General features: G+C 55.2%; 10 protein-coding genes and 2 pseudogenes. 9 read left to right on the top strand and 3 right to left on the bottom strand.

What is annotated here, in order from left to right; genetic code table 11:
- Positions 1-603: 603 nt before the first annotated feature.
- The 7 genes from ABD05_RS21045 (at position 604) to istB (ending at position 7,471) form a co-directional block, all read left to right on the top strand.
- Positions 604-1,761, top strand: coding sequence for an MFS transporter (locus ABD05_RS21045; protein WP_047902035.1), 1,158 nt, complete (start codon positions 604-606; stop codon positions 1,759-1,761).
- 11 nt (positions 1,762-1,772) lie between these two features.
- Complete coding sequence (locus ABD05_RS21040; protein WP_047902034.1) at positions 1,773-2,783, top strand: D-alanine--D-alanine ligase family protein; 1,011 nt, start codon at positions 1,773-1,775, stop codon at positions 2,781-2,783.
- Positions 2,780-3,355, top strand: a complete 576-nt coding sequence (locus tag ABD05_RS21035) for a cysteine peptidase family C39 domain-containing protein (protein ID WP_047902033.1) — start codon at positions 2,780-2,782, stop codon at positions 3,353-3,355. Before ABD05_RS21040 ends, ABD05_RS21035 begins: the two co-directional genes overlap by 4 nt.
- A gap of 82 nt (positions 3,356-3,437) precedes the next feature.
- Positions 3,438-4,514 carry a fatty acid desaturase gene (locus ABD05_RS21030; RefSeq protein WP_047902032.1) on the top strand — a complete coding sequence of 359 codons (1,077 nt, stop codon included), beginning with the start codon at positions 3,438-3,440 and terminating at the stop codon, positions 4,512-4,514.
- 18 nt (positions 4,515-4,532) lie between these two features.
- The gene (locus ABD05_RS21025; RefSeq protein WP_082146181.1) at positions 4,533-5,597 is read left to right on the top strand and encodes an alanine racemase; all 1,065 of its coding nucleotides are present in this window, start codon (positions 4,533-4,535) and stop codon (positions 5,595-5,597) included.
- Between the two features lie 75 nt (positions 5,598-5,672).
- The gene (gene istA, locus ABD05_RS21020; RefSeq protein ID WP_047898709.1) at positions 5,673-6,701 is read left to right on the top strand and encodes an IS21 family transposase; all 1,029 of its coding nucleotides are present in this window, start codon (positions 5,673-5,675) and stop codon (positions 6,699-6,701) included.
- Positions 6,698-7,471: an IS21-like element ISBcen13 family helper ATPase IstB gene (gene istB / locus ABD05_RS21015; protein ID WP_047898708.1), complete on the top strand. Its 774-nt coding sequence runs from the start codon at positions 6,698-6,700 to the stop codon at positions 7,469-7,471. Before istA ends, istB begins: the two co-directional genes overlap by 4 nt.
- A gap of 314 nt (positions 7,472-7,785) precedes the next feature.
- Here the strand turns inward: istB and ABD05_RS21010 are convergent.
- A pseudogene (locus tag ABD05_RS21010) lies at positions 7,786-8,685 on the bottom strand (IS3 family transposase); the annotation flags it as partial.
- Positions 8,686-8,748: 63 nt separating this feature from the next.
- Here ABD05_RS21010 and ABD05_RS21005 point away from each other — a divergent pair.
- Positions 8,749-9,792, top strand: a complete 1,044-nt coding sequence (locus ABD05_RS21005) for an IS110 family RNA-guided transposase (protein ID WP_047902030.1) — start codon at positions 8,749-8,751, stop codon at positions 9,790-9,792.
- Between the two features lie 252 nt (positions 9,793-10,044).
- Here the strand turns inward: ABD05_RS21005 and ABD05_RS37780 are convergent.
- A pseudogene (locus ABD05_RS37780) lies at positions 10,045-10,305 on the bottom strand (transposase); the annotation flags it as partial.
- Positions 10,306-11,380: 1,075 nt separating this feature from the next.
- Positions 11,381-12,507 (bottom strand): IS3 family transposase gene (locus ABD05_RS20995; RefSeq protein WP_141685150.1). Its coding sequence is split into 2 segments (ribosomal slippage): positions 11,381-12,267 and positions 12,267-12,507, totalling 1,128 coding nucleotides; the frame shifts between segments, so codons are not numbered across the junction.
- A 483-nt stretch (positions 12,508-12,990) separates the two neighbouring features.
- On the opposite strand from ABD05_RS20995, the gene ABD05_RS20985 reads away from it, so the two are divergent.
- Positions 12,991-13,443 carry a type II toxin-antitoxin system HicB family antitoxin gene (locus ABD05_RS20985; RefSeq protein WP_047902027.1) on the top strand — a complete coding sequence of 151 codons (453 nt, stop codon included), beginning with the start codon at positions 12,991-12,993 and terminating at the stop codon, positions 13,441-13,443.
- Positions 13,444-13,499: the final 56 nt, after the last annotated feature.

Below are 13,499 nucleotides of genomic sequence, written 5' to 3'. Positions count from 1 at the left end.
TGGGGCCGAAATTGGACCAACGTTGGGGCGACATTTATTCTCGGAAGTTTTGATCGCTTTTTTCACGAGTCAATTGATGTTTGATGCCAGTTTTATACCGATGCGACAGCTGTGGTGTGCCGTTCGAGTTTGCCGTGGATCGAAGGAATGTTGGTGTGCTCGTGTTTTTAGTATTATTAACTAAACAGTCGATAAGTTATAGCAATGAACGCGAATCCAGCTGTAGAAAACGAAGATCGTCTGCAAATCAACTTGAACCCAAACGGGACTTCTGTCGTCGCACCCTATGATTTGGGCATCAGTAAGACGTTTTTGCATCAATTCGGTGTGAGGTCGAGGTGGAGCCGTTGTCCATGGTGACGTACCTCCGTTGATCAGGCTGGTGGTGTACGGCGCCCAGTTTTTGATGCGGTAGCGCGCCTTCGGCTCATACGTCCTGCCCAGTCCTCGCGTCTCTTTTCGGCAAAAAAATCGAAAATCTACACAGAAAAGCGAATTACTGAAAGAGATATCGCCCCAGTCGTTGCGCACAAAATTAACTGAGAATTGTCCGAATTTATGCAACAACGCCTGTTGACCGCAAAGTACCGAACGAGCGAGTGAATGATGAAGCGTAGTGTTTTAATTATCATCGCAACGGCTTTGATGTCCGTCGCCTTCGGCTATACGATGCCGCTGCTGGCGATCACATTAAAATCTGCTGGCGCAACACAGACGCAGATCGGCGTCAGCGCATGCGCACCATCACTTGCAATCATCCTCACGGGGCTCGGTTCAAGACGGTTGATTGCATTGCTTGGATATAAAAAAATACTCGCATTTAGTACGTTAGTGTTGTGCGGCGGGCTCTTTATCCTGGAGCAAAGTAACAATCTGTATGTATGGTTTGTCGTCAGAGCCTGCATAGGAGCGACCAATGGGATGCTCTGGATCGCCTTGGAGTCCCTTTTGAATCACTCTACACCCGCCCCAATCAAAGGACGGGTAATTGGGATTTATGCAGCGGCAACGACTTTCTCCTTGGCCATGGGATCCATGATTCCAATCGATACGGCCGCACTCGAACGCGCATTTCTCACGTCTGCATTGTTATTTTGCATTGGCGTCGCAATATGTTACCTGTCGGGCTCTCTCATCATGCCGGAGGAAAAGGGAGCAACGTTTGGGCTCGCTATCAAGTCGCTGAGGAAAATGCCGGTCGAATGCATGATCGCAACTTGTGGCGGTGCTCTGGTGGCCGCACAGATTACCTTGCTTCCTACCTCAACGACCGTGAACGTGAATGGTCTGACCGGAAAGGATCTGCTGTCGACCACATTGCTTGGTTCCGCCGCTGCCCAGATTTTGATGGGCATCACCGCCGACAAATTAGGAATCTATAAATCAGCTTTTGTTATTGCCGCCGCAGGAATTCTGCTTTCCCACTTGATATGGATGAACGACCACGGTGTTGGCAGTGAAATTTTATATTTTCTTTGGGGAGGGGTTTGTAGTGTTTTATACGGATTAGCGCTTATTATGTTTGGCCTGCGGGCGCGCCCCAATGAATTGATGATAGGAAATGCCGGATTGCTTTTGCTGTATGAAACAGGATCACTACTTGGTCCGGTTACGGGCGGTGTGCTGCACGACATACTGGGCACCTCTTCGTTACCGATTGTTAGCGCCTTGGCATTTTATACCATCCTTTCATTTTTGATTTTCAATAAGCACGCCGAAATTAAGGTTATTCTAAGAGACATCATTGGATTTAAACGTTAAAAGGATTGAAAATGACGAACGTCGATGAAAAATTCTTGTTGGCCAAGCAAGTGCTCGGCCAGATCAAGTTGGGCATTTTGGCCGGTGGCTACTCCAGTGAAAGTCACGGCTCTATCGCGAACGCGCATGCTCTGCTCCCATACTTTCAGCGAGTTTGTCAATCGGCGGCCGTCATCGAGTATGACGGGAAACCGAGCCTCGCTACGCGCCTTGCCAAGTGCGATTTTGTGCTGAACATATGCTATGGCGTGGGAGGGGAAGACGGACAGATCCAAGGCTTGATGTCCTCGCTGGAAATCCCCTATTCAGGCTCTCCGGTACTGGCATCGGCGATCGGGATGGATAAGAACGTCTTCAAGGCCATGGTCCGAAGCTGGGGCTTCGCCACGCCCAATGGACGCCTTGTATCGTCGCTCGATCCAGATCTAACAAAGAATCAGGATCTCGAATCCGGTCCGTTTGTCGTCAAGCCGTTAAGTGAGGGAGACAGCGAAGGAGTCGTCTTCGTCGATTCTCTTGATAATCTGGCCATGGTCATCAACGATATTCCCAAGGCCTCGCACAACAATTGGATGGTTGAGGAATACATCCAGGGCGACCACGGAACCGTCTCAATGTTCCGGGACGAAGATGGCTTGCATATCAGTGACGCCATCGTTTTCGATCTCCCCGATGGACACCGGCTATACGATCAAGCACTGAAGTACCGGATTGACAATCCGATCTCCATTCATCTTCTCGAGCCCACAGTCGCGGAACGGCTGGAGCGCGAGACCAGCATGATGTATATGGCGCTTCAGTGCGAAGGCGTCGCAAGATTTGACTACGTAATTCGGTCTGGGACGCCACACTATCTCGAAATCAATACGATTCCGGGACTTTATCCCGGTAGCAACTCGTCGCGGTGCTTTAGCCGCACGATGTCGTTCGAACAATTCCTATACATCTCGACAGCGGCGAACATCAGGAGATGCAAGAGTTCATCCACCCGCCGCCTCTACGCAAAGGGGGGCGACGTATGAGTGAAGTCTTTGTCGATAATCTGGTTGGTATGCGCTATATCTCACAGGACACGCTCTCCCCGAGTTACTTCGGGAACGGGTTCTCCTCGAAAGCCGAGGCAGAGGCATGGCGCGATCGCGCCTGCGGAATAGCATGCGTAAGCATGATTCTTTCAGCAAAGCTGCAATCCACGCCTCCGTTGGGTAACTTGATCAAAGAAGGCATCGAACGGCGGGCCTATGTCCCTGAGATCGGTTGGTCACATTATGGTCTTGCATCCATGCTCGCCGAGCGTGGCGTTGAGGCTGAAGTAAAGGCCCTGTCCGGGGTGGGAGCCTTGATCGAACTACTGTCGCTCGGGAAATCGGCCATTCTGTCGGTCGCGCCCGGGCTGACACCGGCAATCTCCGATGGAAACATCAAGAAGAGCGGTCATTTGATACTGGTGCACGGATTGGTCCTGAAGGAAAGATCGCCGACTCATTGCATATTCTCCGATCCCGATTACGAACAAGGTCCGGGAAATTTCTCGTTTAGGCGTGAAATCCATGATGTGACCTCGTTTTGCAGCTTCAGAGGTATCGTCATCTAGCGTTCAAGAACGCGCGCCCCCTCAATGCATCGAGAGACTCAATGTGGCATGTAAAATAAAATCTATTATTTAGGAGTACAAATTGTCAACCGTAGCTTTTCTTGTATTTTTCGCCATCGGTCTACAGCTCATCGACCACTTCTATTACCATAGGGGCTTTCCGGATCTTGCTCTGATCCCGAGCGACTCTTCCATTCGTGAGATAAGAAGATATCTAGCTCGCACCGGACTGAAAAAATTTGAAAAATTCTTTGCCGTGTTTCCATTTATTTGGAGCTATCTTTACATCATTGCGGCGATCCTTGTTTCTGGGATAACGAACAGCATATTTATCAAAATTATTCTGATTTTGTTCGTCACTGGAAGATTTCGAACGCTACAGGAAGCAGGGCATTTCGCCGTTCATGGGGCGTTGTGCAAGAACATCAATTTTGGCCTCTGGTTGGCCAATTTACTATACCAATTCCCCGCGTTTATGCCCGAGGCTAGCGTCCGACGCGATACGCATGTCAGGAGACATCACAGCTCGGTCAACATGCCTCACGATCCAGATTTATTGGAACTCGAAGACAAGCGCTTTCGGCCTGGTATTTCGTCAGTGAGGTTCTGGACCGGTGTGTTCTATCCGATCACCCCGGTTGGAATTAAGGATCGACTAATCGAATGCACGTCGTATATCTGGTATGACCGCAAGAACCCTGTTCATCTCTTGTCGAGGATTACGACCGTGGCAGTCATCGTCGCCCTCTTTGCACATTTCGGCATGTACGAAGAGATGCTCCTGTATTACATCATTCCCGTGTTGATCACCTACCCATTGTTCTACTGGATTGCCCACATCTCGCTGCACCGATGGTACGAGGATGTGTCGGATGAAATTGATTATGACACCCGGGAACTCACGCTTGGGCGGCCCACCGAATTCCCCGGCATCGTAGGCCTGATCGTCAGGAACAACATATTTCCGCTTGGCGATTCCTATCATCTAGCGCATTCGCTGTTCCCAACGGTTCGATGGAACCATTTGCCCCGAGTCGATAAATATCTCAAGGCGACGTTTCCAATCTACTCGCAGGACATCACACATGGTCTATTCATATCAGCCAGGGGCGGTCAATCGATACTGGCAGGTCTGAAAAAAACAATGGTTAGACATTGATCATCGCGGAGAGGCGCTATGTCGAAGCTAAACATTGATCTTGAAAAAATTAGACACAACCTTAGTGTGATCAAGAGGGCATGTGATCGGCGTGATCTCAAGTTGAACGCGGTACTGAAAAGCTGCCAGTTGCTACCTGAAGTCGTGTATGCATTGATCCAATGCGATATAGAAAGAATGAGCTTTTCCGGACCGGTTGACTTCGCCGGCGCAGGCCCAGGAAAGCTCCCGCATACCACGCTGTTGAAGATGCCCGCGCCATCAGGAATTGACTCCGTAGTCAGATACGCCAATTCAAGCGTCAACTCAGAACTCGGCACTGTCAAGCAGCTGGCCGACGCGGCTGCACGCGATGGACTCTGCCACGAAATCGTTGTCATGGTGGATCTGGGGGATCGTCGCGAAGGCATTCTCCCAAATGAAATTGGGCGATTCTCCGAGCAGATCAGGAATCTCCTCAGCGATCACATCGTCTTTTCCGGGATTGGCGTCAATTTCGGTTGCCTAAGCTCATATTGCCCGAGCGACCACGAGTTCTCGCTCATCGACGATCTTGTCTTGACGGCACAAAAAATCATAGGGTATAGGCTACCGAGGATTTCAATCGGCGGGTCGATCCTGCTGGATCGCGTGCTTTCAGATGGGTACTTAGGCATGGCCAACGAACTGCGAGTCGGCGAAGCGATTTTTCTTGGCACTTCGCCAGGCCGGCAGGGCGCTCACACCGATCTTTTCGACGATGCGTTTGTTTATTCTGGGGAGATACTTGAGATCAAGGATAAACCTCGCCACAGCGACCGGTGGAATACCGGAACGATGAAGCGGGCGGTCGTAAACTTCGGCTCATTGAACACCGTGCCTGAAGGACTCCACTGCTTGGATCACGGCGCAAGATATGTTGGGAACACGTCCGACTACACGGTGTTCGACGTAACCCAATGCGAGCGATCATTTAAAACCGGAGACGTGTTGAGGTTCATACCCGACTACGAAGCGCTCGCGCAGTGCCTGATCTCGCCGTACAACCTCCATGAGATCAGAGACCGTGCGTCATTCACCTCCGCGCTGTTGGGCGCAAAGTAATAATGAGCCACTTCGCGCGAAGTAAATCTAAGCCACCTTTCAGTACAGTCAGCCTTTTGCGCGCAAAGGCTGGCGATGCTCCAGAAGGAACAGTGGATGCAAATCCATGTGCTCAAAGCCCAAGGCGTATCGGAGCGCGAGATCGCGCGGCGCCTGGGCATTTCTCGCAACACGGTGGCGCGGTACCTGTCGGCTGAGGAAGTGCCGCGCTACAAGCCGCGTGAACCGCGGCCAACCAAGCTCGGAGCGTTCGAGGCGTACATCATCGAGCGCATGAGGGCCGCAGCACCGGAGACCATCGCAGCGCCGGCGCTGCTGCGCGAGTTGCGGGCGCGCGGCTACGAGGGCCAACTGCGAAGCCTGCAGGCTTTCATGAACACGCATAAGCCCATGCCGAAGCCCGATCCAGTCGTAAGGTTCGAGACCGAGCCCGGTCGGCAGATGCAGTGCGATTTCGTTGTCTTCCGACGAGGCACCGACCCGCTTTACGCCTTCACCGCCACGCTCGGCTTCAGTCGTTGGCGCTGGGCACGCTTCACCACCGATGAACGCGCCGAGACGCTGGTTGCCTGTCATCATGCGCTGTTCGAAGCCTTGGGTGGCATTCCTCGCGAGATCCTTTACGACAACGCCAAGACCATCGTTGTCGAGCGCGATGCTTATGGCGACGGCCAACATCGCTGGCACGCCGGCCTGCTCGATCTGGCCAAGCGGTACGGCTTCCTGCCCAGATTGTGCCAACCGTACCGCGCGCAGACCAAGGGCAAGGTCGAGCGATTCCACCGCTATCTGCGCGGCAATTTCTATGTGCCGCTGGCAAGCCAGCTTAAACAATCCGGCTTGATGCTCGATGCCGCGACTGCGAACGTCGAGGTGAGTAAATGGCTGCGCGACGTGGCCAACCAGCGCGTGCATCCGGTTACCGGGCAGGCACCCGCGATTCTGTTGGAGCAACGAGAACGGGCTTGCTTGCTCGATATGCCTGGCTACACATTGCCCCGATTGCCGGCTCGCGCCGTCGCTCGGCCGCGCGTTGATCCCGCGATGTCGATCCAGCACCCGTTGTCCGTCTACCAGCAATTACTGACCGAGGTGCGCGCATGAACTTGCAGCAGGAACGCATCGACGGGCACTGCCAAAGCCTGAAGCTCGAGGGACTCATGCACCGATACGTCGCTCTGGCCAGCGACGCGGCGGCCAAGCAATGGAGTTTCCTCGACTTCCTCGAGAACGCGCTCGCGCACGAACGAGAGACGAGGCAAGTTCGTTCGCGGCAAACACTGGTGCGCATGGCCGGGTTTCCCGCCATCAAGACACTGGATGACTACGACTACAGCTTCGCCGTCGGGGCCCCGCGCGAGGCAATCGACGAGCTTGCCACGCTACGCTTCATCGAGCGAGGCGAGAACGCCGTGTTGCTTGGTCCGTCGGGCGTGGGCAAGACGCACCTCGCGATCGCCATCGGATATGCAGCGACGCAGGCCGGCATCAAGACGAAGTTCATCACGGCGGCGGATCTGATGTTACAGCTCGAGGCTGCACGCCGACAGGAGCGATACGACGCCGTTCTTCGGCACAACATTCTCGGCCCGAGGCTGCTCATCGTCGATGAGATCGGCTATCTACCGCTCTCGGGCGATCAGGCCAGTCACTTCTTCCAGATCGTCGCCAAGCGCTACGAGCGTGGCTCGATGATCCTGACCAGCAACCTGCCGTTTGCGCAGTGGGACGAAACCTTCGGCGGCAACACCACCCTCACTGCAGCGATGCTCGACCGCATCCTCCACCATGCCCACATCATCCAGATCAAAGGAGACAGCTACAGACTGAAACAGCAACGCAAAGCCGGGCACGTCCCGACATCGAAGAAGTAACGACTGGCTCAGTTTTACTTTGCGCGATCAGGCGCGAAGTGGCTCAGATTTCAAATGCGTTTGACACGCGCAAAAGAGCAACGCCCGGGCGTTGGACTATGCGACAACTGTGATGCCTTGATCGTAAGCGATCCATTATCCGCGTCTACTCGACGGCGCTCTGAGCGACGAGCATAGGTGTCCACCTATTTGGGAGGTGGACACCTACGGCTGACAAAGACTCCGAGTTGAGAGTAGTTCGTCATAACAGCGATGGCCGTCGCCGCTACGGCGAGAAGGGCGAACACGCATTGGTCGAGGCGGTATTGTAGTGGTCAACTAATCCCGGACACTGCGTTAAGTTTTTCTTCCGCAACCGCCGGCGCCAGTCCGTCATTGAACTGATGCGGCCGTATCCAGTTGTACCGGTGCATCAGGTAGTGGCTGATGTCCCGGTGTGCCTCCTGCGCCGACATGTAGCCCACTGACGGTAGCCATTCGGTCTTGAAGCTGCGGAACAGCCTCTCCATCGGGGAGTTATCCCAACAATTTCCTCGACGGCTCATGCTCTGCTGTATCCGATAGCGCCAGAGGCGCTGACGGAATTTCCGGCTTGCATATTGGCCGCCTTGATCCGAGTGAAACAGCAAGCCTTGCGGTCGACCACGTTGCTCATAGGCCATCTCCAACGCCTGCACGACCAGATCGGCATCAGGGCGTGTCGAGAACGCCCAGCCAACAACCCGACGCGTGAACAGGTCGAGTACTACGGCCAGATAATGCCAACGGCCCTGCGCCCAGACATACGTGATGTCACCACACCACACCTGATTCGGCGTACCAACCTCGAATTCGCGATTGAGATGGTTCGGGATATCGATCCGCTCGACCGTGGCCTGCTTGTAGGCATGGCGGCCCGGCTGCTTGCAGATCAACCCGAGTTCTTCCATCAAGCGGCTGACCTTGAAGCGGCCAATCGCCGTACCTTCCTCGCGCATCATGCCCATGATGCTGCGACTGCCAGCAGAGCTTCGACTCTCGATGAACAGCTCGTGTACCCGGCTACGCAGCGCCATGCGCTCGGCATCAACGCGTCGGGCTCGCCCTCGGTGTGCATACAGGCAGGACCGCGACACGTCGAATACCGCGCAGATCAGCTCGACCGATTCGCTTGCGCCAATCTGATCAATTACTTCGTACGTTCGATGCCTTCCGACATCAAGAGCGCGGTAGCCTAATGGAATGGTCTGCCCCACCTCCTGCGCGATACTAGGCGCGTCCACCCTGGGAGAGCAACCATGAACGATCATCGCGTCTATGTCATCGGCATTGATCTCGGCAAGAATTGGTTCCACCTCGTAGCGAACGACGAGCGAGGTAACGAACTATTCCGCAGGAAGCTCAACCGAGGTCAACTTGCAGAATTTGCAGTCACGGCGCCTCGATGCTTGATCGCCATGGAGGCATGTCCTGGATCTCAATTCTGGGGGCGACGATTTCAGCAGGCTGGCCACGAGTTGCGCATTATCCCGGCTCAGTTTGTGAAGCCGTACCTCAAATCGAACAAGAACGATTTCAACGATGCTCAGGCGATCGCGGAAGCTGCAAGTCGCGGAAGCATGCGCTGCGTCCCGCTAAAGACAACTGATCAAATCGAGCTACAAGCATTGCATCGAGTTCGCCAGCGATTCATTGTCGAGCGAACCGCCGTCGTCAACCAGATGAGAGCGCTGCTTCTCGAGCATGGCATTGTCATACCGGTTGGGCGTGCTCTCTTCGCTCGACGCCTTCCAGCGGTATTGGCCGATCCCCAGAGCGGCTTGTCGCCACGACTGAGTCAGCTCATTGCGCGGTTGCGTCAGCGATGGTTGGCCTTGGACGAAGAGATCGACACAGCATCGGCTGAAATTACCCAGATCGCTCGCGAATCGGAACTCTGTCGACGTGTCTGCACGGTACCCGGCGTCGGACCGGTTGTCTCAACGGCTCTCATTGCTGCGGTCGGGAATGCGGCTGCGTTCAAGCGGGCCCGCGATATGTCAGCCTGGCTCGGCCTTGTGCCGAAGCAGTACTCAACGGGAGGCAAGCCGAATCTTGGTGGCATCAGCAAGCGCGGTAACGCCTATTTACGGATGATGGTGATCCAGGGCGCACGTGCTTTGATGATTCACATGAAGCGCGACCAGTCCCGAATGGGCTTATGGCTACGCGAGGTCGAGCAGCGTCGTCATCCGCACGTCGCCCTAATCGCACTGGCCAACAAGATCGTCCGTATCTGCTGGAAGGTGTTGACTAGCCAGCAGTCCTATCAACCGTTTGTGGAAGTATCCGCAGTCACCTGAGCAATTTTGAGCACTACCGTCCTGTTTTGCGAGCCCTGTACAGCTGATGACACAGAACCGTTGACCGGCATGCCGAAAGCCCGGCTAAAAAAGCAGTCTGTCATGACTGAACGCTTTATTGGGTTAGGTGTGCGCGGATTCCATCACGGCCAGCAGTCTCGAACTGCGCGAACAGGCCGAATACATTGACGCAAACGATGTTCTGTCGAAACGGCAACACAGTCCTTGCAAACCTGGGGCAGACCATACATTTTTTAAAATGGCCTTCTCACGCTCGAGGCGTTCGATACGCGCCTCGAGTTCCTGAATACGCTGTTGATCCGGCGTGATTGCCTTGCCCTGCGGCGTGACACCCTGGCGTTCCATCTGAAGTTGCTGCACCCAGCGGCGGAGCACCGTCTCGCCGACGCCGACCGAGCGGCTTGCTTCCATATGGCTATAGCCCTGGTCGAGCACCAGACAGGCGGCTTGTTGTTTGAACTCTGGGGAAAACGTACGTCGTTGCTTGCTCATCAGACACCTCTTCATGGCGACCATTCTCGCCTAAATCAGTGTCCGGATTCATTAGACCACTACACACAAGCAGTGTCGGCGGTGCAGGCCGCCGAAACGCCCGTTCATGGCGCCGCTTGTCGCCAAGTTCCATCGGGACGCCTAGGCAGGACCGTGACATTCCCAAAGACGACTTTTCTGAGAATTTCGGCGGACAAGGACATCTTTTCTGAGACGAGCAGCATGCAGTCGTCTCAGAAAAGATGTCCAAGTCCTTGATTTGTCTAGGGGGCCAAAGACACCATTTCTGAGAGCCCACAGTTGTCTCTCGGAAAAGATGTCCGCAGTCTCAATATGTTTTTTTTGAATAATTGACTGCGTTCCGCGCGTGAAGGGTGTGACATACCGCGTCTTGCAGGAAATGATCGGAGAATATTTGTCAACATGGGCTTTTGCCACAATGTTTGATCGAGTTCGCCGTGTTGTTGTTTTCGTATTGGAGGCGCTTATCTGCACATTTATAGCGCACGATTTGCGTCCCGTCAGGTTCTTGTGTCGGCCTCTGTGGCGGCGCTCGTCGTCAAAGCTTGCTGGGACATCCCGACGTAGATGGGCAACCTGCCCAAGGACGACTTTTCTGAGAATTCCCGTGCCCAAGGACACTTTTTCTGCGAAGGGCGCAATGCAGTCGTCTCAAAAAAGATGCCCAAGTTCTTGATTTGTATAGGGTGCCAAAGACATCTTTTCTGAGAGCCCACATGTCTCTCGGAAAAGATGTCCGCAGTCTCAATATGTTTTTTTGAATAATTGACTGCGTTCCGCGCGTGAAGGGTGTGACATACCGCGTCTTGCAGGAAATGATCGGAGAATATTTGTCAACATGGGCTTTTGCCACAATGTTTGATCGAGTTCGCCGTGTTGTTGTTTTCGTATTGGAGGCGCTTATCTGCACATTTATAGCGCACGATTTGCGTCCCGTCAGGTTCTTGTGTCGGCCTCTGTGGCGGCGCTCGTCGTCAAAGCTTGCTGGGACATCCCGACGTAGATGGGCAACCTGCCCAAGGACGACTTTTCTGAGAATGACCTGCCCCCGGTTTTAGTCCGAACTGCAGTTAGAGTCCGAGGTTAAAAACTGCTGCTTCGCGTCGTGCGCCCGAGCGAACTGCGCAGGCGTCAGATAGCCGAGTGAACTATGGGGCCGCTCGGTGTTGTACTCGATACGCCATTCCTCAATCAGCCGCTTGGCGTGGCGCATTGAGACGAACCAGTGCTCATTCAGGCATTCATCGCGGAACCGCCCGTTGAAGCTCTCGATATAGGCATTCTCCACCGGCTTGCCAGGCCGAATGAACGACAGCGTGACACCGGCTTCGTAGGCCCATGCATCCAGCACCTTACCAGCGAACTCCGGCCCGTTGTCGACCGTGATGGATGCGGGCAAGCCTCGCATCTCCTTGAGCCGCTCGAGCACTTGCTGCACGCGTAGGCCCGGCAATGAAGTATCGACCTCGATGGCCAAGCACTCGCGTGTGTAGTCGTCGACCACGTTCAGGCATCGAAACTGCCGACCATAGGCCAGCCCGTCAGAAACGAAGTCCATCGACCAGCTCTGATTCGGGCCTGTCGGTAACGGCAGCGGCGTGCGCTCGACAGCCGCAATACGCTTGCGTCGCCGCTTGCGCACGCTCAGCCCCGCCTTGCTGTACAGGCGCCAGATGCGCTTGTGGTTGGCGAAGCAGCCATCCCGCTGCAGCAGCACGTGAATCCGGCGATAACCGTAACGGCGCTTCTGCGCAGCGATGGCCATCATCCGGCCAGTCAGCGCTTCGTCGTCAATTCGGCGGCGTGATTCGTAGTGAAACAGCGAGCGCGAAATCCCTACCAGCCCGCAGGCCCGGGTAACACCCATGGCACGTTCGGTCATCAATATCCGGACCGCTTCGCGCTTGGCCTGCGGGCTTGCTACTTTCGAGCCAGCAGGTCCTTCAGCGCGGCGTTGTCGAGCATCGATTCGGCCAACAGACGTTTGAGCTTGCTGTTCTCCTGCTCCAGTTCCTTCAGGCGCTGTGCTTCGGAGACCGTCATCCCGCCGAACTTCGCTTTCCAGTTGTAGTAGGTCGCTTCCGATATGCCGTACTTGCGGCACAGCTCGGCCGGCTTCAAGCCAGCCTCGGCTTCCTTCAAGATGCCGATGATTTGTTCTTCAGTGAATCGCTTTTTCATTGCCGTTCCTCTCTGGAACGGACTCTACACCGTCACCGTACTAAACGCGGGGAGCAGGTCAAGAATTCCCGTGCCCAAGGACACTTTTTCTGCGAAGGGCGCAATGCAGTCGTCTCAAAAAAATGCCCAAGTTCTTGATTTGTATAGGGTGCCAAAGACATCTTTTCTGAGAGCCCACAGGTGTCGTGAAGCGCGCCACATCCCGGGTCGTCCTGACCGTCCCGGCAACAAAGACCGACGCACCCGATCCGAACATGCGCTCGATCGCCGTGCAAGTCATCGGTACGGCGTCGTACCTGGATCGAGCGCGTTGCGCTTGCCTGACTTGCCTGACCGGATGGCGCCGCATCCGGCGATCCGGTGTGTGAACCGCCGGCAGCGCACCACGAAACGTGCCCCGGAGACTGTTCATCAGCGTACCGACTCGTCGAGCCGCCGCGATGCACGATGACGTTCGTCTCATTCGTCTGTCGGGAGCGGTTCATGAAATATCCGATCTATATCACGCGGCACCGGAATCCCCGCTATCGCGGCGCGCTTCCGGATTTTCCCGAGGTCGATGTGGAAGGTGACTCGTATGGCGAGTTGCAGGCGGCCGCTGCGCAACGGGTCATGGCCCGCTATGACCGGTCCGCACGTCTCGTTCCGCCTCCGACCACGGACATGTCGGTATTGCAGGCGTCGGATGTCGATGCCGGCGACGGGATCTGGCGGTTCTTCGACATCGACCTGACCCGGATGACGTCGAGTTCCGTGCGGATCGAACTGTGCTTGCCGAAGCGCATCGTGCACGACATCGATCGGACGGCGAGCGCGCTGCATACGACGCGCGATGCGTTCGTGTCGATGGCGTGCGGGAACGCCACCGACCGATCCGTGCAGCATGACGCGCTGCGTGGCGAGCCCGTCGCGACATCGCTGTCGGAAGCGATTTGACGGCGCGGCGCGCCGGGCGTGAAACCCGGGCGGACGATGCGGCGATTTCGGAGGAG

The organism is Burkholderia pyrrocinia (genome assembly GCF_001028665.1).
In the GTDB taxonomy this organism is placed as follows: domain Bacteria; phylum Pseudomonadota; class Gammaproteobacteria; order Burkholderiales; family Burkholderiaceae; genus Burkholderia; species Burkholderia pyrrocinia.
This window is presented reverse-complemented; position numbering and strand designations above follow the sequence as displayed.

What these genes read in the sequence shown, in the direction of transcription:
- ABD05_RS21025 (WP_082146181.1), top strand. Translation starts at nt 4,533, where the DNA reads ATGTCGAAGCTAAACATTGATCTTGAAAAAATTAGACACAACCTTAGT.
- ABD05_RS21005 (WP_047902030.1), top strand. Translation starts at nt 8,749, where the DNA reads ATGAACGATCATCGCGTCTATGTCATCGGCATTGATCTCGGCAAGAAT.
- ABD05_RS21035 (WP_047902033.1), top strand. Translation starts at nt 2,780, where the DNA reads ATGAGTGAAGTCTTTGTCGATAATCTGGTTGGTATGCGCTATATCTCA.
- ABD05_RS21045 (WP_047902035.1), top strand. Translation starts at nt 604, where the DNA reads ATGATGAAGCGTAGTGTTTTAATTATCATCGCAACGGCTTTGATGTCC.
- ABD05_RS21040 (WP_047902034.1), top strand. Translation starts at nt 1,773, where the DNA reads ATGACGAACGTCGATGAAAAATTCTTGTTGGCCAAGCAAGTGCTCGGC.
- istA (WP_047898709.1), top strand. Translation starts at nt 5,673, where the DNA reads ATGCTCCAGAAGGAACAGTGGATGCAAATCCATGTGCTCAAAGCCCAA.
- ABD05_RS20985 (WP_047902027.1), top strand. Translation starts at nt 12,991, where the DNA reads ATGAAATATCCGATCTATATCACGCGGCACCGGAATCCCCGCTATCGC.
- istB (WP_047898708.1), top strand. Translation starts at nt 6,698, where the DNA reads ATGAACTTGCAGCAGGAACGCATCGACGGGCACTGCCAAAGCCTGAAG.